21 protein-coding genes and 1 other annotated feature are annotated in these 20,977 nt (G+C 43.0%); of the genes, 9 read left to right on the forward strand and 12 right to left on the reverse strand.

Features of this window, described 5'->3' with window-relative positions; genetic code table 11:
* Positions 1 to 28: 28 nt before the first annotated feature.
* From sohB to I6L24_RS09530, 3 genes are all read left to right on the forward strand, one after another.
* Entirely contained in the window at positions 29 to 991 is a 963-nt protein-coding gene (gene sohB / locus I6L24_RS09520) for a protease SohB (RefSeq protein WP_004279717.1), read from the forward strand.
* Between the two features lie 109 nt (positions 992 to 1,100).
* Positions 1,101 to 1,532 (forward strand): hypothetical protein, encoded by a 432-nt coding sequence (locus I6L24_RS09525; protein ID WP_004279718.1) that lies wholly within the window; start codon positions 1,101 to 1,103, stop codon positions 1,530 to 1,532.
* Between the two features lie 57 nt (positions 1,533 to 1,589).
* The gene (locus I6L24_RS09530; RefSeq protein ID WP_004279719.1) at positions 1,590 to 1,829 is read left to right on the forward strand and encodes a hypothetical protein; all 240 of its coding nucleotides are present in this window, start codon (positions 1,590 to 1,592) and stop codon (positions 1,827 to 1,829) included.
* 73 nt (positions 1,830 to 1,902) lie between these two features.
* On the opposite strand, the gene I6L24_RS09535 is transcribed toward I6L24_RS09530, so the two are convergent.
* The 5 genes from I6L24_RS09535 to I6L24_RS09555 form a co-directional block, all read right to left on the reverse strand.
* The gene (locus I6L24_RS09535) at positions 1,903 to 2,544 is read right to left on the reverse strand and encodes a DUF2238 domain-containing protein (protein ID WP_004279720.1); all 642 of its coding nucleotides are present in this window, start codon (positions 2,542 to 2,544) and stop codon (positions 1,903 to 1,905) included.
* A gap of 88 nt (positions 2,545 to 2,632) precedes the next feature.
* Positions 2,633 to 4,021 carry an adenylosuccinate lyase gene (gene purB, locus I6L24_RS09540; RefSeq protein WP_005104591.1) on the reverse strand — a complete coding sequence of 463 codons (1,389 nt, stop codon included), beginning with the start codon at positions 4,019 to 4,021 and terminating at the stop codon, positions 2,633 to 2,635.
* Positions 4,022 to 4,075: 54 nt separating this feature from the next.
* Positions 4,076 to 4,807 carry a high frequency lysogenization protein HflD gene (gene hflD / locus I6L24_RS09545; RefSeq protein WP_004279723.1) on the reverse strand — a complete coding sequence of 244 codons (732 nt, stop codon included), beginning with the start codon at positions 4,805 to 4,807 and terminating at the stop codon, positions 4,076 to 4,078.
* Positions 4,808 to 4,814: 7 nt separating this feature from the next.
* Entirely contained in the window at positions 4,815 to 5,954 is a 1,140-nt protein-coding gene (gene mnmA / locus I6L24_RS09550; RefSeq protein WP_004279725.1) for a tRNA 2-thiouridine(34) synthase MnmA, read from the reverse strand.
* A gap of 4 nt (positions 5,955 to 5,958) precedes the next feature.
* Complete coding sequence (locus I6L24_RS09555) at positions 5,959 to 6,444, reverse strand: NUDIX hydrolase (protein WP_004279727.1); 486 nt, start codon at positions 6,442 to 6,444, stop codon at positions 5,959 to 5,961.
* A 222-nt stretch (positions 6,445 to 6,666) separates the two neighbouring features.
* Between I6L24_RS09555 and I6L24_RS09560 the strand changes: the two genes are divergently transcribed.
* Positions 6,667 to 7,886, forward strand: a protein-coding gene (locus I6L24_RS09560; RefSeq protein ID WP_216985949.1) for an IS3 family transposase whose coding sequence is annotated in 2 segments (ribosomal slippage) — positions 6,667 to 6,943 and positions 6,943 to 7,886 — 1,221 coding nt in all. Because the reading frame shifts where the segments join, the coding sequence is not laid out codon by codon here.
* Positions 6,942 to 7,058, forward strand: a sequence feature (AL1L pseudoknot). Its footprint overlaps the gene before it by 117 nt.
* On the opposite strand, the gene I6L24_RS09565 is transcribed toward I6L24_RS09560, so the two are convergent.
* The 5 genes from I6L24_RS09565 to I6L24_RS09585 form a co-directional block, all read right to left on the reverse strand.
* The gene (locus tag I6L24_RS09565) at positions 7,883 to 8,374 is read right to left on the reverse strand and encodes a hypothetical protein (RefSeq protein ID WP_228733314.1); all 492 of its coding nucleotides are present in this window, start codon (positions 8,372 to 8,374) and stop codon (positions 7,883 to 7,885) included. The genes I6L24_RS09560 and I6L24_RS09565 overlap by 4 nt on opposite strands.
* A 68-nt stretch (positions 8,375 to 8,442) precedes the next feature.
* Complete coding sequence (locus I6L24_RS09570) at positions 8,443 to 8,973, reverse strand: gamma carbonic anhydrase family protein (protein ID WP_004279730.1); 531 nt, start codon at positions 8,971 to 8,973, stop codon at positions 8,443 to 8,445.
* 111 nt (positions 8,974 to 9,084) lie between these two features.
* Positions 9,085 to 10,233 (reverse strand): D-alanyl-D-alanine carboxypeptidase PBP5/6, encoded by a 1,149-nt coding sequence (dacC, locus tag I6L24_RS09575; RefSeq protein WP_004279731.1) that lies wholly within the window; start codon positions 10,231 to 10,233, stop codon positions 9,085 to 9,087.
* 128 nt (positions 10,234 to 10,361) lie between these two features.
* On the reverse strand, positions 10,362 to 10,742 hold the full coding sequence (locus I6L24_RS09580) for an MCR_0457 family protein (protein WP_004279732.1): 381 nt from the start codon (positions 10,740 to 10,742) through the stop codon (positions 10,362 to 10,364).
* 161 nt (positions 10,743 to 10,903) lie between these two features.
* Positions 10,904 to 11,275, reverse strand: a complete 372-nt coding sequence (locus tag I6L24_RS09585) for an MCR_0457 family protein (protein ID WP_004279733.1) — start codon at positions 11,273 to 11,275, stop codon at positions 10,904 to 10,906.
* Between the two features lie 111 nt (positions 11,276 to 11,386).
* Between I6L24_RS09585 and surE the strand changes: the two genes are divergently transcribed.
* The 3 genes from surE (at position 11,387) to I6L24_RS09600 (ending at position 14,121) form a co-directional block, all read left to right on the forward strand.
* The gene (gene surE, locus I6L24_RS09590; RefSeq protein ID WP_216985950.1) at positions 11,387 to 12,175 is read left to right on the forward strand and encodes a 5'/3'-nucleotidase SurE; all 789 of its coding nucleotides are present in this window, start codon (positions 11,387 to 11,389) and stop codon (positions 12,173 to 12,175) included.
* Positions 12,176 to 12,269: 94 nt separating this feature from the next.
* Positions 12,270 to 13,100, forward strand: coding sequence for a peptidoglycan DD-metalloendopeptidase family protein (locus I6L24_RS09595; RefSeq protein ID WP_004279735.1), 831 nt, complete (start codon positions 12,270 to 12,272; stop codon positions 13,098 to 13,100).
* A gap of 91 nt (positions 13,101 to 13,191) precedes the next feature.
* Positions 13,192 to 14,121: a LysR family transcriptional regulator gene (locus I6L24_RS09600; protein WP_004279736.1), complete on the forward strand. Its 930-nt coding sequence runs from the start codon at positions 13,192 to 13,194 to the stop codon at positions 14,119 to 14,121.
* Positions 14,122 to 14,180: 59 nt separating this feature from the next.
* On the opposite strand, the gene I6L24_RS09605 is transcribed toward I6L24_RS09600, so the two are convergent.
* Positions 14,181 to 15,392 (reverse strand): aspartate aminotransferase family protein, encoded by a 1,212-nt coding sequence (locus tag I6L24_RS09605; protein WP_004646541.1) that lies wholly within the window; start codon positions 15,390 to 15,392, stop codon positions 14,181 to 14,183.
* Positions 15,393 to 15,552: 160 nt separating this feature from the next.
* On the opposite strand from I6L24_RS09605, the gene grxD reads away from it, so the two are divergent.
* Complete coding sequence (grxD, locus tag I6L24_RS09610; protein WP_004279738.1) at positions 15,553 to 15,894, forward strand: Grx4 family monothiol glutaredoxin; 342 nt, start codon at positions 15,553 to 15,555, stop codon at positions 15,892 to 15,894.
* Positions 15,895 to 15,982: 88 nt separating this feature from the next.
* Here the strand turns inward: grxD and I6L24_RS09615 are convergent, their stop codons facing one another.
* Positions 15,983 to 18,610, reverse strand: coding sequence for a Lon protease family protein (locus I6L24_RS09615; protein WP_005266939.1), 2,628 nt, complete (start codon positions 18,608 to 18,610; stop codon positions 15,983 to 15,985).
* 198 nt (positions 18,611 to 18,808) lie between these two features.
* Here I6L24_RS09615 and I6L24_RS09620 point away from each other — a divergent pair, with 198 nt between their 5' ends.
* Positions 18,809 to 20,977, forward strand: coding sequence for an AmpG family muropeptide MFS transporter (locus I6L24_RS09620; RefSeq protein WP_005266937.1), 2,169 nt, complete (start codon positions 18,809 to 18,811; stop codon positions 20,975 to 20,977).

Genomic DNA, 20,977 nt, shown 5'->3' on the forward strand with positions numbered 1-20,977 from the left:
TCCGAATTAAATAGAGAATAGATTTTTTATGTTATTTCATACTCCGAAACTGTCCGCTGAAATCCGTATTAGTCATCTCAATGCGCGTATCAATGAACAACGAAAAAAAATAGCGCAAACTACTGGCTCTAAACTGGAACTTTTACAGTTATCGCAACAACTGTCAAAAGAAGCGCGTGCACGTAAGAAAACCAATCAAAAAATCTATGTGCTCGATTTTAAAGGTGATATGGCTGCTTCTGCGGTAGAAGGCTTACGTGAAGAAATCACTCTGATTCTGGCCACAGCCAAAGCAGGTCGTGACCGCGTTGTAGTGCGTCTGGAAAGTCCGGGCGGCATGGTCCATGGTTATGGACTTGCAGCAGCTCAACTGGTACGTTTACGCGAGGCAGGTTTTCATCTGACCATCTGTGTCGATAAAGTAGCCGCTAGTGGCGGTTATATGATGGCGTGTATTGCCAATGAGATTATTTCTGCACCATTCGCGATTGTCGGTTCAATTGGTGTGGTTGCTCAAGTCCCCAACTTTAACCGCCTACTGAAAGACAATAAAATCGACTTTGAACTCTATACCGCTGGACAGTACAAACGTACCGTGACTATGTTTGGTGAAAATACCGAAGAGGGTAAGGCTAAGTTTGAAGAAGAACTACAGCAAACCCATGCTTTATTCAAACATTTCGTTGAGAAGTATCGCCCGCAGCTGAATATTGAAAAAGTGGCCACTGGTGAGCATTGGTATGGTCGGGATGCGCTGGATCTAAATCTGGTGGATAAACTGCAAACCTCAGATGAATACCTGCTCAACTTGTTGACCCAACATGATATCTATTCCATCCAGACCCGCAAGAAACCAACTTTGGGTGAAAAACTCGGCCTGCAAGCAGCGCAAATTGCTGATTCACTGATACCCACTGTCATGAATAACGTTATGGAAAGCTTAAGTAAAGCAAACGCAAATCTGGTGCAAATACGTGATCCAAAACTTTAATCCAATTGATCTTGAATGAATTTTAAAGCTCACTTCGGTGGGCTTTTTTATTTTTTGAAATCATATTGTTGTGATATAAGTGGAGTACTCTGATTGAGTCTAGGCTCATATGCTCACGTTTATTTTGTTGCTTGGGTTTTTTAGTATCGTATTTATTCCGATGTTATGTATGCTTTATTCTGAAGCAAAATTAACTCAGGATAATTCTAAGAAGGTTTTGTTTTGGCTGAGTTTTCTACCCGGCGTTTGTATCTTTCTGCTGTATAGCTTTCTAAAGCCCAATGATCCACCTGTTATTCCATCGAAAGAATGTGGCGTTGTGCAGTTTTATCAGATGCATAAAGTTCGAGGTGGTAACGAATTTGAACGTGTGAGTATTCGCTTTGATGGCGCTCAATATAGTCGGCATTTATTCTTCGATAAGCATCTGGATAAAATCCCTCAAGGCCAAAAGGCCTGCTTTGAATATCTAGATAAGTTCAAATATCCACATTTGTCAGAATCTAAGTTTGTTCAATGGATTGAACCGAATGAAATGTAAACCATCACTGAAACTAATCAGATAAAATAAAGCATATTTTATTGTTAGAGCAGAAACATGGCTATAGCTGAAGCATTTCTTGCGACGCAAAATTGTTATTTTAATTATGAATTTGAAGAACTTTATTTAGAGAATGATTTTCCTGAGGAGTTATCTGTGTCACTGCGTGGCATAATGTTCCTTCATGAGATTCAATATCCTGATGCAACCTATTTCATTTATTACAGTGAGATGTTGACGGGGAATGAACTGCAAAAAATGAAGGATGATTGGATGCGATATTGCCCATATTCTTAATTGAAGAATATGAACGTAATTAAATGCGTCATCCAAAACTTTAATTCAGTTGATCTTGAATGAATTTCAAAGCTCACTTCGGTGAGCTTTTTTGATTTTTCGGTATCAATTGCAGCCCGCCTGTTATCGCTGCACCAATCGTAGCAAGCAAGATGTCTTTGTGCGCATCCCAGATATCACCTTGTTGTCCATTATAGTTTTCAGCTTCCTCAGGAGATAAACCAATGGCGATCAACCATTCCAGCCACTCATAGATCATGCTGCTGGCCACCACAAACTGAATCACCAGCAGGGAAATGACCACAGGTTTTTGCTGCGGCAACCAGACCTGAAACAGCCGGTAAAAAACTGGATAAAGTAATAATCCGTAGGCCAGATGGACAAAACGGTCGAACATATTGCGTGACCAGTGCATGGTTTCATTCAGATTAAAGCCAAAAATCTGTTCGATCCACTGGTTATAGGGCACATAAGAATACAGATAGTGCGCAGCAATCACATGAACAATCAGAAAAAGAATATATAAATTAAAACTTAAAAAATTCAGGCCAATTTTATACAAGCAGATGAGCAGCATGATGATCATGAAAACTGTACCTGCCTGATGCAAGAGATAAGCTTCCAGTTCTAAAGGACGAATACTGGCAAACAAAATCGCCAGAATTAAAATGCCCAGGCTCGTGTAATGTTTGGCGGAAAGTCGATGATCAATCATGTCGTTATTATGAAATATCTTTTTAGAATAAAATACATTATAAATAAAAAGGCGAAGCCTGAGCTTCGCCTTTTCGTCTTATTGCAAATTAGATTTTTGCAATCAGCTCAGCTACCTGTTTAGCTTGATCAGCAGCATTACCTGTATATGATGCAGGTGTCATTTCCGCTAAACGCGCACGGTCAGCAGCAGGAACAGCTTCTAACTCGTTACCGTTTACGAAATCTACCATCATGTCGCGAGTCATGGCTTGACCACGAGTCAGGGCTTTCAGTTTTTCGTACGGTTTTTCAACGTTGTAACGACGCATTACAGTTTGAATAGGCTCAGCCAATACTTCTTGGGCATTATCCAAATCTTCATTGATACGCGCAGCATTCAACTCAAGTTTACCAATACCTTTAGAGCAAGCTTCAAAAGCAATTAAGCTTTGCGCAAAACCAACACCCATGTTACGAAGCACAGTAGAGTCAGTCAGGTCACGCTGCCAACGAGAAATTGGCAGTTTTTCACCAAGGTGTGCAAGTACAGCATTTGCAATACCCAAGTTGCCTTCAGAGTTTTCGAAGTCAATCGGGTTAACTTTGTGCGGCATGGTTGAAGAACCGACTTCGCCTTCTTTCAGTTTTTGCTTGAAGAAACCAAGAGAGATATAGCCCCAAACATCACGGTTAAAATCGATCAGAATAGTGTTGAAACGACGCAGCGCATCAAACAATTCAGCCATATAATCGTGTGGCTCGATTTGAGTGGTGTACGGGTTGAAGTCTAGACCCAGAGACTCTACAAATGCTCGTGAATGCGCAGGCCAGTTGATGTCTGGGTAAGCAGAGTAGTGCGCATTGTAGTTACCGACTGCACCATTGATTTTGCCCAGTAGCTCAACATTTTTAAACTGTTTGATTTGACGTGCAAGACGGTAAGCCACGTTTGCCATTTCTTTACCCAAAGTCGTCGGGCTTGCAGTTTGACCATGAGTACGAGACAACATTGGCTGGTCTGCATGCTTTTCAGAAAGCGCAACGATTGAATCAATGATTTGCTGCATAGATGCAACCAGTACATCACGACCGCTCTTCAACATGAGGGCATGTGACAGGTTGTTGATATCTTCAGATGTACATGCAAAGTGAATGAATTCACCGGCATTTTTAAGTTCTTCAATACCAGCGATTTTTTCTTTCAGGAAATACTCAACCGCTTTAACGTCGTGGTTAGTGGTGCGTTCGATCTCTTTGATGCGATTGGCGTCATCTTCAGAAAAATCGCTCACAATCGCATCAAGCGCTGCATTAGTTTCGCATGAAAACGCCGGTATTTCAGTAATTTCCGGGTGGTTTGCAAGCGCTTGTAACCAACGCACTTCAACAGTCACACGAGCATGGATTAAACCAAACTCAGAAAGAAAAGGACGTAGAGCATCACATTTGCTCGCGTAACGTCCATCTAATGGAGAAAGTGCAGTTAAAGCGTTCATATCGATTCCTTAGATTTTGGAATTAAACGTAAAACGAAACACGTGCAGCATCAGTTAAACCACCTGAAACTGTAAACGCGCTAGATTCTGAATATCTTGTAGCAACTTGCGTTTGCCAAATACCATGCCCCAAGAGCTGCCACCGAGCTGACGCCACAGGTGTGCCATTTGCAAACCGGTAAATAAAGACGCACGAATGCGGTTGGTGTGTCCGGCATCCTTAAAGGCTTCGGCATTGCCACGTACCATAATGCGCGGATTAATCTGTCCGGCAGTATCGACATAGGTTTGAGCTAGATTGGCAATGATGCTGGGGTGCAGGTAATTATTATCAAAGAAAGAAAGCTGTCTGAGAATTTTCTGTTGGGACTGTTCAATAATTTCAACAAATTTGGGATTGCTATAGACCTTCTTTTCTAACTGAAGAAGTGCCATTGCATAGCTCATGGGAAGTTTGGTGCTGGAAAGTTTTGGAATTCTGGATTTTGGAGAAGTATTGAAGGGTTGAATGATGCTGCTTTCTAATATTTTTAAACCTAAGGAAATATCAGCCAGTTGATTAAAAAAGTCGAGCGTCTGGGCATTCTGATTGCTGCCGGGACGGATATTAAGACTGGCTCTAATCAACTGTTCAAAATAAAAGTTACCACTTTCACCAATGCTTTGCTGACCCGTCAATGCTGTCATATGGGTCAGCTGGGTGGCCTGAAACACACCCGCTAATGCCAAAGCACGATTTTGACGAGTATTCAACGTTGTGGCTGGTTGAAATGGTAACTCCGTCATGCCGAATTCATCCTTTTATAAAATCAGGTTTAGGTGCATTGGTATGATGAATCACACCACCCCCTAAACAAACTTCACCTGAATAGAACACCACGCTTTGACCCGGGGTCACTGCACGTTGAGGTTCATCAAACTCAACACGAACACCATTCGGTGATTCTGAATCTTGATACACAGTACATGCTTGATCAGTCTGACGGTAACGGGTTTTGGCCGTACAGCGGAAGCCTGTTTCAGGAATATCCTGCTCACCTGCGACCCAGTCAATCGCTTCACTCCAAAGTGTAGTACTTTGCATGAGTGGGTGTTCATGGCCTTGACCGACCACCAGACGATTGCCTTCGATATCTTTATGCAATACGAACCAGGCACCTTCAGCAACGCCTTTCATACCGCCAATACCAATACCACCGCGTTGACCGAGCGTATAGTACATTAAGCCGTGATGATCACCAACCTCTTTACCATCTTCCAGCACGATTTTTCCGGGTTGAGCAGGTAAATATTGCTTTAAAAAGTCATTAAAACGACGTTCACCAATAAAACAGATCCCAGTCGAGTCTTTTTTCTTGGCCGTAACCAGATCTAATTCTTCTGCAATTTTACGGACTTGTGGCTTTTCAATTTCACCAACAGGGAACAGGGTCTTATTAATTTCACGACCATGAACCGCATGCAGGAAATAAGTCTGGTCTTTGTTATTGTCCACACCACGCAATAAAGGTGCATATTCTTCACCACGTGAGTTGGTCATGGTTTCACCACGACGGCAATAATGACCCGTCGCAATAAAATCTGCACCCAGATTTACTGCGTGATCGAGAAAGGCACGAAATTTAATTTCTTTATTACATAAAATGTCTGGGTTTGGCGTACGGCCAGCTGCATATTCCGCCAGGAAATGTTCGAATACGCGATCCCAATATTCCATGGCAAAGTTTGCGGTATGCAGTTTAATGCCGATTTTGTCGCAAACGGCTTGTGCATCGGCAAGATCCTCCATCGCCGTGCAATATTCTGTGCCGTCATCTTCTTCCCAGTTTTTCATGAAAAGACCTTCAACCTGATAACCTTGTTGAAGTAAAAGGGCAGCAGAAACAGATGAATCTACACCACCTGACATACCGACGATGACACGTTGTTGCATAGGATTAGGCATCCAAATTTGAAATTAAGGGAGAATTTTGGTGCTCGTAAATGAGCGATAAAGGGTACTTTTGACCTGAAAGCGCATCTTGTACGGCTTTAATCACCAGTGGGCTACGCGCACGAGCAGATTCAAGCAATTCATCTAGCGTCATCCAGACTGCACCGATAATGTCAGCATCTAAAGCGGCATTTGGGTCGTAGTCAATGGATTTGGCTAAAAAGCAGAAACGAAAATAAGTACGATCCGGGAACATCGGTGGGGTATAGGTATAAATACCTAGCAGTGATTCAATACTCACTGTATGTCCGGTTTCTTCCATGGTTTCGCGAATGGCAGCTTCAATAATAGTTTCGCCACATTCGATATGACCCGCAGGCTGATTAAATACCGTGTGTGTCACACCTTCTGTATGTTCTTCTACAAACAGGAATTTTCCGTCTTTTTCAACGACAGTTGCGACAGTGACATGAGCAGTCCAAGCAGTCATAAAGCAGCACCATGGAAAAGGATGCACTATTGTATAAAATTTTAGGGTGTGTGGCTATGATGAAATTTTCCGAAAACTATAGTTTTAAACTTTCCTTCAAATTCATTGTTATGATTATATAGAAAGTCAATTTGACTTTCAGGAATTGGATGTTGGCATATTTCTAGACATGTGAACCGTACCGGGTTTGTCGGAGACTCAATATTCTGAGAGACTATTCCGATGAAAAAACCAACCTATACCCCCGAAATTAGAGAAAGAGCGGTTCAATTACTAATTGAATCTGAAAAAGATTATCCTTCTACTTGGGCTGCAATCACAGCAATTGCGCCTAAGATTGGTTGTACTCCTGAAACACTTCGTGCCTGGCATCAAAAGCATTTAGATCAGCAAAATCCTATTAAAGTACAACAGATATCTGATCAAGAAAAAATGAAGCAAATGGAACGTGAAATTAAAGAATTAAAGCGTGCCAATGAAATTCTACGTAAAGCAGCCGCTTTTTTCGCCCAGGCGGAGCTCGACCGCCCACACAAATAATGGTGGATTTTATCCATAACAATAAAGACTTATATGGTGTTGATGCGATTTGTAGGATTTTACCGATCGCAGCTTCAACCTATTACCGAACTTTAGATCTCGCTGACAATCCAGAACATCGAGCGAAACGAGATCTACATGATAAGCATCATGCTGAACAAATTAAACGAATTTGGAAGGAAAGTTCAGGTCGATATGGTGTACGTAAAGTTTGGCAAAAATTGAAACGTGAAGGCTATGTTATTGCACGTTGTACAGTTGCTCGATTGATGCAGAAGCTAGATATACAAGGTGTTTGGCGTGGTAAGAACAAACAAACTACCCGCAACCGAGATGATCAAAAACGAGCAGATGATTTAGTGAAACGTAATTTTAGTGCTGATCGACCTGACCAATTATGGGTCAGTGACTTTACGTATATTCAAACTCATTCAGGCTGGGTCTATACCGCCTTTATTATTGATGTGTTCTCACGAGCAATTGTTGGATGGAAAGTATCTACACGAATGAATACAGATATGGTGCTCGATGCACTTGAGCAAGCATTGCACGATCGAGGCATGCCAAAGAATGTGATTCATCATTCCGACAGGGGTGTGCAATATCTTTCGATTCGCTATACCAATCGTTTAGAAGCAGCAAATTTACGAGCATCAGTCGGTACAACTGGTGATTCATACGATAATGCTTTGGCTGAAACGGTGAATGGCTTATACAAAACAGAGGTGATTGAATATTTAAAAGCAGATTGGCAAGGTTTAGCAGATGTACAACTTGCGACACTAAACTGGGTAGATTGGTTCAATAAAAAGCGTGTACACAGTGCACTGGGTTATGTGTCGCCTTTTGAGTTTGAAGCAATGTACTATGATAAGATTAACCCGTTAGGTCAGGTGGCTTAACTTAAATAAAAAAGTCTCCGACAAACCCGGTACGGTTCACATGAGTAATATTTGATTGTATTCTTCAGGGAAAGTTCACGTCTTTTTTGTCTAATTTCAACTTTATTTTCATCATAATGTGAAATAAGTGTTTCGAAGTTTTTTACGGGTACTTCTTGTATTTGTACATATAAGTTATTTAAATGTACTTCAAAATAATTTATATTTTCCTTGAGTATGACGGCAGCCTCTAAAGCATTTCTGAGATCATTTTTTTCGAGTTGAATGTTATATTGTACCTTCCAAGAAATAAAACCAATGATGGCAACTATAGGTGTTATTACATAAGCAGTGGTTGTAATAATTGTGTTAATTCCAGTCATACTGAAGCTACAAGATAAAGATTGTCCTTGACACACTGCTATGTACTGAAAAAATCCACATATGAATAAAATTATTATGTAGGTGAGTAGATAAAATCCCACATATTTTTCAATTTCTTTAAACATAAATATTCATATAGAGATAGATTTAATTTATTGTATCTAACGATCAAAAAATTTGGCAATTAAAACAGTTATTTATAATTCCCAGAAACTTTTACATAATTATGTGCAGAATACGGCAAGAACGCCATTTCTTTTTCAGTGAGCGGACGTGCTTTTTTTGCCGGGCTACCAACATAGAGCCAGCCACTTTCCAAAACTTTACCCGGTGGAACTAGCGTACCTGCACCAATCATCACATCATTCGGAATGATGACATCATCCAGAATAATGCTGTTAATCCCAATTAGTACACGATTACCAATCGTACAACCATGCAATGTCACATGATGGCCAATCGTGACATCTTCACCAATGATCAAAGGCGAACCATTCGGTTTATCGGCTTTTTTATGACTGACATGCAACATGGCATGATCCTGAACATTCGAATTTTTACCAATCCGGATTGAATTAACATCACCACGAATCACGGCAAAAGGCCAGACAGAAACATTTTCAGCCAAGACCACATCGCCGACCACGATTCCCATCGGATCGATATAACACGATTCATCAATTTGTGGAGTCGTGTCTAAATAAGAACGAATGTTTTGGCTCATGGTGATCTGCTCATTAAAAGTTTAAGGATCATGTGCATAGTATAAAATAAAAAGCACCCATCTGAATGAGTGCTTTGGTCTTAGTGCTAGACTAAAACAGTCTATTTAAACTTAGAACAAGTTTGAGAAGAATTGTTTAATGTGGTCGAGCATACGTGCGAAGAAACCAGCTTCTTCAACCGCGTTTAAAGCCACCAACGGTTTTTCTGAAATTACTTTACCATCCAGAGTCGCTACGTATTTACCTACGACCTGACCAGGCTGTAAAGGTGCAGTCAGTTTAGGCTGAACCACCAGCTGGGTTTTAATCGCATTAGCCTGACCTTTTGGCATGGTCACGTTAAAGTTTTCCGCAAGACCGATCTGAACTTCATCTTCCTTACCAAACCAAACTTTGGCTTTGGCAAGTACCTGTTTGGCAGGTTGAACATTTTTGGTTTCGAAGTTTGCATAACCCCAAGCCAGCAATTCACGTGTTTGTGTCGCACGTTCCTGCATGGTTGGTGCACCAAAAATCACTGAAATCAAACGTGTAGGTCCACGTTTTGAAGAGGTGGTCAAACAATAACCAGCTTCATCAGTATGGCCAGTTTTTAAACCATCTACACTCGGGTCAGTATATAGCAGGGCATTACGGTTACCTTGCTTGATGCCATTAAAGGTAAATTCTTTTTCCGCATAAATCGGATAATATTTAGAACTGTCTTTAATGATGTGTTGTGCCAGCGTTGCCATATCTTTGGCAGTTGAATAATGACCTTCAGCCGGCATACCGGTTGAGTTCACGAAGCTGGTATTGGTCATGCCAATACGTTTAGCTTCCTGGTTCATCATATGTGCAAAGGTACCCTCGTTCCCTGCAATATGTTCAGCCATGGCTTTCGATGCATCATTCCCTGATTGAATAATAATCCCGCGAAGCATTTCAAGTGCAGTTGCCGTACCATTTAAAGGTACATACATACATGATTCCGCGCTACTGCCGCGACACCATGCTGACTCGTTCATGCGCACTTGTTCATCTTCAGTGAGTTCACCGCTCAATAGTTTTTGTTCGATGATGTAACTGGTCATCATCTTGGTCATTGAAGCAGGGGCTAATTTTTCATTTTCATTTTTTGAAGCGAGAAGTTGCCCTGTCTCGTAGTCCATTAGCACGTAGGATTTATTATTCAATTCTGGTGGTGCAGATAGGACAGTTGCTGCAAAGCTAAAACTAGGAACTAATAATAATGCAGCAAGGGCAGTTTTTTGGGTCATTTCTAGTGGGTTCCTATATCTTGATGTAAGCACGAAGAGCCTAGCATTTTAGGACAAAGCTAGGCTGACTTCTATGGGAAACCCGGTCTTATTTCAAAAGTATTGTAAGTTATCGGCAGAAAAGCAGCTTAATTGTTATAGGTGGTTAATTCATTACAAATCACCTGATTTTTTTTCTTGCCGGCTTTCTTGGCATCCGATTGTGCTTCGGCCAGAATATTGCGGAAATCGTTCTGTTTTGCCATCTGGTTTAAGCTTTCAACCGGATTACGCTGGCTCGGCATATACTCAGTCACCAGCTTGGTATAACCCTGATTAAACTGTGACTTGTCTTTGACCATGCTTGGACAGATTTCTGAAAGAACATAAATGGCTGCCAGTTCCTGTTTGGTCACTTGCTGAGTTGGGGTAACATTAATGTTTTCATCGGCTGCAAATGCAGAAGTTCCCAAAAGAGTGGCGGCAGAAATTGCGCAGAATGTTAAAGCTTGGAATATTGGATTTTTCATTGAAAACTCAAAAAATGGATTTAGAACAATAATTTGCCTAGCTTAAACTTATTTTTGAAATTGAAAAGTGGGAAAATGTAGCGAAGCTGTAGAATTATGAATAAATCTGTAAGAGAAAATAAGACGATGTTTACACCGTCTTATTTGAAAATTTAGCTGGCTTAGCCTTGGTAGTTTAGCATTTCTTCACAGACAGTTTTCTGCTCGTCTGAGCTGGTTTGCTTTGCACCCTGACGTGCTTCTTCAAGTAAAGATTTATATTCACTGTCTGCCTGTAGCTTTTGATAGCTCATGCCTTTATCTGAGTAGTCTGCAAGATAAGACTGGATCAATTGTTCAACGGTGCTGTTAAATTTTGGATTTTGACCAATGATTGCCGGGCAAACTTCAGCCATAACCTGTGCTGATGCAATATCTTCTTTTACAATGGTATTGTTTTCTTCAACAGTCAGATCGTTTGCCATAACTGAAGGGGAAATAAATGCTGCCAAGCTTAAAGTGAGAGCGCTAAATAAAGAGAATTTTTTAATCATCTTGAGCCACATATTATAAAGATGGATGTCGAGCAATAAATATATATAATTCCTGCACTAATACAATGAAATGTCCTAGTCAGTCATTTTTTAGCGTAACGAGATTTTTTAGTGAATATTTTAGTTTCAAATGATGATGGGGTGTTTGCACCCGGTATTCAGGCTTTGGCGCAAGCGCTAAAGCCTTTGGGGCGAGTGGTGATTGTGGCACCGGAAAGTGAACGCAGTGGCTTTTCTAGTGCCTTAACTTTGGACCGCCCTTTACGCCCAATCCAGATTTCTCCTGATGTCTGGGCGGTTAATGGGACGCCGGCAGATTGCGTTTACTTGGCTATGAACGGGCTATTTGATTTTGAATTTGACCTGGTGATTAGCGGGATAAATAGCGGCGCAAATCTGGGAGATGATATCTTGTATTCCGGTACAGTCGGGGCGGCCTTTGAAGGTCGTTTAACTAAACATCCTGCGATTGCCGTATCACTGAGTGGGCCGAATGTACGTGGCTATCAGCAGCCTCAGGATTATCAGTTGGCCGCCGAATGGGTGCATGATTTTATTGCTCGTGGTTTGCCTGTTCTGCCTGAGCGACATATTTTTAATATCAATATTCCAGATGTAACTGAATTGCAGGGTGAAAAAGTGACATATCAAAGTCGCCGCCGTCAGTCTAAACCGGTGACGAGTCATATAGATCCGCGTGGTCGTCAGGTATTCTGGATTGGACTCTCAGGAGAAGCAGTCGCAGACCCTAAGCCAGGATTTAACGAAATTGATTCGGACTTCTCTGCGGTCGCCAATGGCTATGTCAGTATTACCCCGATTCAGATGGATGCCACCAATTATGAGAGTTTGCGGAATTTGCAAACACAATTGGCAGAAAATGCGTCCTTAGTGTTATAACTTTGTGAAAAACTCGCGATTGCAAGTATATTGCCGTAAAACTTTGCTAATCTTAACGGAATTTTGCAACCGTATAGCATTAGAGAGGAAGATAATGTTCTTGGTGTTACCGAAATGTGTCGTAGCTTCGCCTGCAACCCTGATTAAAACCCTCGTTTTATCGACCGTTGTTATTTCTACAGGAGTAATTACCGGTTGTGCCACCAAACCCCAGGTGAATAATGCAACGCGTTATGCAACAGCTCCTGATTTCTATACGGTGCGTTCAGGAGATACATTGAGTGGGATTGCAGCACGTTATGGACTGAACTATATCAGTGTCGCAGAGATGAATGATATCAGTGCGCCGTACCGGATTTATGTCGGACAATCGATCCGCCTGAAAACCCATACTACGCGCCGTAGCACCAGCACCCAAGCAGTGACTCAGGCAGCGCCAATCCAGCGTCAAACAATTGCAGTGCCTACACCGGCACCGGTGACACCAGCAACGACAGTACAAACCACACCACGCGTCAGTACATCTGCACCTGTAACGCCAGTATCTACTGCAGCAGGTCTACGTTGGGTAAAACCATCGAATGGCGCGATTCTTCAGCAATACAATTTAGCTTCTAATATCAAGGGCACCCGCTATAGTGGCAATGTCGGTGATCCGGTATTTGCAGCAGCAGACGGGCAGGTGGTGTATGCCGCTGATGGCCTGAAAGAATATGGCAATCTGGTGTTGGTAAAGCATATCAATGGCTATATCACCGCTTATGCACATAACAGTAAATTGAATGTGAAAAGTGGCCAAAATGTAACGGCTGGTCAAAAAATTGCAGAAATGGGATCAACTGGTACAAACCGTACCATGCTTGAGTTTCAGGTGCGCTTAGACGGCAAACCTATTAATCCTACTGCAGTTTTACCAAACAATTAAATAAATAATGCAAAGTGTAAATTTCGCCGTATAATACAATAAGTTGCTTTTATCAAATGATGAAGCACCTCATAAGTTTAGAGGGAAATTTATGTTAGATCAACTTCGAGCAATGGGTGTCTTTGCTTGCGTTGTGGAGAAGAACTCGTTTAGCGGTGCTGCCCGTGAATTAGGGATTACGACCAGCGCCGTCAGTCAACAAATTCGCTCGTTAGAACACGATATGGAAGTCGTACTTCTAAATCGTTCGACGAGAAAATTAAGTCTGACCGAAGCGGGACAAGCTTTTTTCCATAGCTGTCAAGAAATGTTATCTGCTGCTGAGCGCGGTAAAGTCCGGATCAATGAGTTACGTGATGATCTCGTGGGTGAGCTGCGTATCGTTTCTTTGCCAGAATTATGCGCGAATCATGTGATTCCTGCACTTTCTCATTGGATAGCTGCACATCGCGGCTTGGCAGTACATTTAGAAACAAACAATCATGAGGTTGATTTGTTGGATGGGCGGGTTGATATCGCCCTAAGATTTGAACAGAAAAATGATGAGCATAATCTTCAGGTTGTGCCATTGATGCAGATTGAGCAAATTCTGGTGGCGACACCGAGTTATATTAATCAAAGCACCATTATTTCGAAACCTGATGATCTTAAAAATCATGAGGTCTTGCCTTTAACGCATCTTAAAAACCATCAGTATTATCATTTCCAACATGTGAATACTGCAGAAAAAGCCGAGTTTGAACTGAAATCCCGTTTCAGTACCAATAACGGTTTGGTTGCAAAATCGATGTGCTTGCAGGGTAATGGGATTGCCAAGGTTTTATATCTTGATGCTAAAAAGGATTTGCTTAACGGTACTTTAGTTGAAGTTCTGCCTGAATGGAGACTGCCATCGATTACACTGTATGCGGTTATTCCGAAACGTGAACAACAACCGACAAAAATTCTTCGTTGTCTTGATACCCTGAAACAATATTTTAGCCAGATCTCTGGCGGACGTATGTTACAAAACGCATCATAGAGTACAGAATAATAAAAAAGCCGCTTTAGAGCGGCTTTTTTAATTTTTAGGCTAGGGCTTTATGCCAAATAAGCTTTGATCATTTTTACCAGACGTTCGATCAACTGGTCTGCCTGCTCCTGGGTAATATTCAGGGTAGGCAACAGACGAACGACATTGCCTGCAGTGACATTGATAATCATCTTGTATTCATTGCGTGCAATCGCAACCAGATCACCACATTCTTTTGGTAATTCAATCCCGATCATCAGACCGAAACCACGTACGATGACATTTTGATCTGCCAGTTTGTTGCGTAGCTGGTCAACGATATAAGCACCTTTTTCAGCCGCATTCGCGACGATATTTTCTTTTCGCATAATATCGAGAATGGTATAGACCACACGCGAACCCAGTGCTGTACCGCTATAGGTAGAACCGTGATTTCCAGCAGTTAATACACCGACGCCACGACCTTGGGTCATGACTGCACCAATCGGGAAGCCATTTCCTAAGCCTTTGGCTGTGGTCAGTACATCCGGAATAATATTGGTGTGCTGATAAGCAAAGTATTTACCGGTACGGCCATTACCAGTTTGCACTTCGTCCAGCATCATCAGCCAGTTATGCTGGTTGCAGATTTGGCGAATTTCTTCTAAATAGCTGAAACCTTGAGGTGCGGTATTGACACCGCCTTCACCCTGAATAGGCTCAACCAAAATCGCTACGATATCCGGGTGATTGATTGCCGCTTCTTCAATCGCTTCGATATCACCAAAAGGTACACGGACAAAACCTTCAACCAGTGGGCCAAAGCCTTCCTGCACTTTTTTATTGCCTGTAGCAGATAAGGTGGCCATGGTACGACCATGGAAAGACTGGTCGGCAACAATGATTTTAGGCGATGCAATGCCTTGCATATGACCAAATTTACGTGCAATTTTGATTGCACCTTCATTTGATTCTGCGCCACTGTTGGAGAAAAATACTTCTTCCATACCTGCAACTTCAGCCAGTTTCTGTGCGGCAGCGGTTTGCCAAGGCACTTCAAACAGGTTGCTGGTATGAATCAGGGTCGCTGCCTGTTCAGCAATCGCTTCGGCAATGACTGGATGCGCATGGCCCAAACCGCATACCGCAATTCCGGTTAATGCATCTAAATACTCTGTACCATCTTCGGTATAAAGATATGCACCTCGTCCTCGGACAAAGCTGATCGGTTGACGGCCAAAAACAGGCATCAAATGAGACGGTTGATCAGTTTGTACCGGTGCGAGGGTAATATTATTCATGACTAACTCTTAACTGTTAGGTGGAAAGAAAAACTTATATAAGCAAAAACCCGCTCAGATTTAAAGGGTAATTGTAAATAAAATTGGAATTATTGCTTTAGACATACTGTTTTGCCTGGATTTGGGTATAATGCGAGACAGATGAGTTGAGGATTTATCAATGACTGAACAAGCACGCGATACCGAAGCGTTAATTCGTGACCAAATTGCAAAACACGCAGTACTTCTTTACATGAAAGGCACACCGCAATTTCCACAATGTGGTTTTTCTGCACGTGCAGTAGAAGCACTCAGTCAAATTGGTCGTCCGTTTGCTTATGTAAACATTCTGGAAAACCAGGACATTCGCGCGATGTTACCACAAATCGCCAACTGGCCGACATTTCCACAGCTTTGGATCAATGGTGAGTTGATCGGTGGTAGTGATATCATGCTCGACATGTTCCAAAAAGGTGAATTAAAGCCTTTAGTTGAACAGTACAGCCCGGCAGCTGATGCTTAATTTTGTATTAAATTAAGTTCAGATGTGAAAAAGCGCTTCATTGAGAAGCGCTTTTTTTATCTCTATTTTATCTGGAGCAAGGTCAGAGTTAATCCTCTGTCGCTGCATCCGGCTTTTCAACTGTCGAAGCATCAGCTTCAACTTCAGTTTGTGGCTCGACGATTTGCTTCTTGTCTTTTTTTTTCTTCTTCTTTTTCTTTTTCTTCGGCACTTCGACCAGTTCGGCACCATCTTCAATCGCTTGCCAATAATCCAGCTGTGCCATTACTGCGGCATAGATTGAATTTTTGCTATAGCGACCTTTTTTATCCAAGGTGCCGACAGGACGTGCCATCAGGATTTCCAGCGCCTGATCAATGGTATCAATCGCGTGAATATGGAACTGACCTTCTTCCACAGCAATGGTGACATCTTTACGCAGCATCAGATGTTGCATATTTTGACGTGGGATAATTACACCTTGTTTTCCTGTCAGACCTTGTAACTTGCAAGCATCAAAAAAACCTTCAATTTTGGCATTCACACCACCTACCGGTTGTACTTGTCCCAGCTGGTTCATGGAACCGGTAATGGCCCAGGACTGATCAATCGGTAACTGGCTGATAGCAGATAACAGGGCAGAAAGCTCCGCGACTGTGGCACTGTCACCATCGACCTGACCATAACTTTGTTCAAAGGCCAGTGCAGCAGAGAAGTGCAAGGTCTGTTCACGGCCGAAATGTGCTTTCAGGAAAGACGACATCAGCAACACGCCCTTGGCATGTAAGGAGCCACCGAGTTCGACACTGCGTTCGATATCCAGAATATCACCGCCACCTTGGTAAACCGAAGCAGTCAGACGTGAAGGCAGACCAAACTCAACATCAGCATAGTGAATGACGGACAGGGCATTGATTTGGCCCAGACGATGGCCGCGGGTTTCGATCAGTTGAGTACCACGAGTCAGATCTTGCCAATACAGTTCACGTAAATAGCCGAGACGATATTTACGGTGATCCAATGCGGTGTTGATATGTTTTTCTGAAACCATCTTGTCACCGGCCTGGAAGGCATGATGATGTGCTTCACGGATCAGATCGCCCAGCGTAAGAGCATGTAATGACAATGAACTTTGATCTTCGGCTTGACGGCTGGAATCTGTGAGCAAGGCGGCTAAAGCAGAACGGTCAAAAGGCAATAATTTATCCGATTGCACATAGTCGGCAATCAGCTGCATATAAGCCTGCTCGTTATTGTCATTACGTTGTAATGTATCGGTAAAATCGGCACGGATTTTAAAGATGCTGCCTAGCTCTGGTTCAAGCTCTAAAATTTCATAATAGATTTCAGGCTCAGCCAGCAAGATGACCTTGATATTCAGGGGAATTGAGGCAGGTTCAATCGAAATACTGCCGGTCAGCGTGATCATATGCTCAAGTGAAGACAGTTTTAAATGCCCCGATTTAAGCGCGCGCTTCAACCCTTGCCATGCATACGGCTGTTCCAGCAATTGTTCCGCTTCCAGCATCAGGAAGCCGCCATTAGCTTTATGCAAGGTACCTGGACGAATCAAAGTAAAGTCCGTGGTAATCGTACCATTTTGAGTCAGTTGTTCCACATGACCCAAAAGGTTGTAATGCGTTGGAAAATCTTCAAAGATCACCGGTGCGCCACTGTTCGGCTTATGGGTAATAATCACATTGGCCTGATAACGTGCGGGAACGCGACTGAACAGTGCCGGAGTGAAGTCATCTTCTTCCTGTTCCAGCACAATTTCGACATTGTTGATAATGTCTTCGGCATAGTATTTCAGGTAATGTTCCAGACCTTCGACATGTTTGAATTTCGCCAGAATCTGTTCGACTCGCGGCAAGACTACCTGCTTGGCGATATCGCGGTTCAGGATCTGTACGCGATCGCGTGCATCATCTTCCAGATCACCCAGATGCAAACCCAGACGTTCCAGTTTCTTGTCCATATAACGCATGTTGGACGCTAATTCGGCACGATCTTTGTTGCTTAAGGCATTCAGATCTTCCTGAGACATTTCCTGTAATTTGTCATCAATCAGATGCACAGGGACAAAACAGTGCTCATCATGTCGTGAGATTAGCTTCAGATCCAGTTCTGCGCCTTCTTTGGTCAGTTCGATGAGCGCCTGCTGCTGCTCATCCCCAGTTTCCTGACGAATCATTTCAATGCGGTTGTGATAGGTCTCTGCAGTAAAACGGCGCTCAAGCTGCTTTAGAATCGTTTGCCAGCTTTGATTTAACATGGCTTGGAATTTTGGACCTTGACCTGAGGGCAGTTCTAGCGCAATCGGCTGACGCTGGTTCTGAAAGTTATTGACGTACACCCAGTCATTCGGGGTTTCCATAGTTTTGGCGTGCTGTTGCAGCAAACGCTTCACCATGGTGCGTTTTCCGAGTCCTGCTGTACCGACAGCAAAAATGTTATAGCCGGAATAAGGCAGGGCAATCCCGGCCTCAACTGAGGCGCGTGCGCGATCTTGGCCCAAAAAGTTATTCAGGGGCTTGATCCGTTTGGTTGACGCAGGAATTTTTTCTAAGTTTGGAATGTGCGTCAGCTGGGTGGATGTTAACCGGGTATGGTCCAGAGTATTTTTAATTTCGCTTTGTTCAAATGCAGAGATAAGTAAATCTGAGCGGATTTTTTGTGGAGTTGTGCTGGTGTTGCTGGCAATAGAAGAATTAATTTGATCGAGTCTCTGGGTCACTGTTGAAAATCCAAAACGAAATATTACGTTGATGAGAGTTAAGGTATACAGATTTACTTGAAAAATTCAAGCCAACATGTCGCTTTTGCCAGAAAATAAAAAACCGGAAATGTGATAAATATATAAATCTTGTTGAAAGATACGCTATTACAGGATTGAATAGCAGCAATTGGTTTTTCTGCGGAAAATAATAAAGCAATGACAACACAAACGACGGGTTGGAAATCCGCATTTACAGCATTTTTAGATCGACGTGCATTGATCATGCTGTTCTTGGGATTTTCGGCTGGTGTGCCGATTCTTCTGATTTTTTCCAGTCTGTCTTTATGGTTAGGTGAGGCCGGAATCAGCAAAAGTGCAGTAACTTTCTTTAGCTGGGCCGCATTGGGCTATTCGTTTAAATTCGTCTGGGCACCGCTCATTGATGAACTGCCAGTCCCATTTCTGACCAAGGCTCTGGGGCATCGTCGTGCCTGGTTGCTGATTGCGCAGATTCTGATTGTCTGTGCCATTTCAATTATGGCCTTTTCTGATCCGGCTTTGGGTGCAACACATTTACAGCAAATGGCGCTCGGTGCAGTCCTGCTTGGTTTCTCCGCAGCAACACAGGATATTGTGATTGATGCCTACCGGATTGAACTGGCGGAAACCCAGATGCAGACCGTATTGGCCGCCACCTATAATGCCGGTTACCGGATCGGGATGATCGTGGCCGGTGCTGGTGCCTTGTTTCTGGCAGCCTATTTGGGAACTGCGAAAGGCAACTATATCTATGATGCCTGGAAATGGACTTATCTGGCCATGGCTGCCGTCATGCTGGTCGGTATTATCACCACACTGTCCATTCGGGAGCCGCAGGTTAACCGGGTACGCAAACACTATGTGCGCAGTGATTATTTCCGTTTAGTTGCGGTGTTTTTTGTGGCGGTGATCAGTTTTGTTCTGAGCTATATCTATTCGGGCAATCTGGTGGCCAGCATCACCGAACAATTCGCCATTCAAGATACCTTTGCCTTGTTCTGTTTTGAAGCTTTGCGCTTTGTTGGCTCGGGTGCAGTGGCCTTTGCGATTGGTGCAGGCTTGGTAAAAATGGGTGCGGTTAACAAGCAGATGGCCTATGAAACCTGGGTCAATCCGGTTGCAGATTTCTTTAAGCGTTATGGCTTGAAACTTGCATTGGTGCTGTTATTGTTGATCGGTTTTTATCGGGTTTCCGATATTATTGCCGGCGTCATTTCCAATGTGTTCTATCAGGACCTGAATTTCAGTAAAGAACAGATTGCCGAGGCCGTTAAAGTCTATGGGGTGATTTTCTCTTTAGTCGGTGGTTTCCTTGGCGGGCTCTTGGCCCAGAAGATGAACATCATGAAACTGATGTTTGTCGGCGCCGTACTGGCCTGTTCCACCAACCTGATTTTTATCGGACTGGTCAAGTCTGGTGAAAAACTGGCAGCTGTCGAAGTTAAAGCCGGTAATCAGGTTTATCAGGCAGAGACCGATGAAGTAGGTTACTGGAAGCTGGATATCCCAAGTGCAGTGCTGGCGCAGAGCAAACAGCTGCAAGTCTCAGCCGCTTATCTCAATACAGATAATACTAATCAAGCGCCTGTGCAGGTCAATATGCCATATTTGACTGCACAACAGGGCAGCACTCAGTTACAGATCCTGCCGATCACCAGTGACAATACTCTCACCGCAGCTGAGCAGGACAAGACCATTGTGGTGCGCGGCCAGTATGTCGGTGAAGCACTGCAAGAAAATCAAAAGATTGTTTTGCAAATCAATGATCAGAATATTGAGGCAAAACTGGAAAGTGAAGGCGTATTTACTGCCGCGATTCCTGCACAGCAACTGATTCAGTCACCTGCACATATTATCAGTGCAGTCTTGATGCAAGATGATCAGGCACTTCAGCAAACCACGCATGTTTATCAGGTCAATGATCAGTTGGCTAGTACCCAGAATCTGGATGTCGATATTCAGCCCTTGGCAGTGGTGGATGGCAACAGTTCAGATACAGTCGAAGTCAGTGGTAAGGTAATTAAACCTTATAGCGACAAGTGGCTTTATTTTGCTATTATTGTCGACAATCTGGCTGCTGGGCTGGCTGGTGCTGCGTTTATTGCATTCTTGTCGAGCTTGACCAGTGTGTCTTTTACCGCTGTTCAATATGCGATTTTTAGCTCACTCATGACTTTGACCCCTAAGATTTTAGGCGGATATTCGGGTACTATAGTCACCAATATCGGTTATCCGAATTTCTTCCTGATGACTACTCTAATCGGGATTCCGATCCTGATTCTGGTGGTTTGGGTCGCAAAACTGCTCGGTGAACACCAACAACAATCTGTACAGAAGGATGATTAA

Source organism: Acinetobacter lwoffii, from assembly GCF_019048525.1.
Taxonomy (GTDB): Bacteria; Pseudomonadota; Gammaproteobacteria; order Pseudomonadales; family Moraxellaceae; genus Acinetobacter; species Acinetobacter lwoffii_K.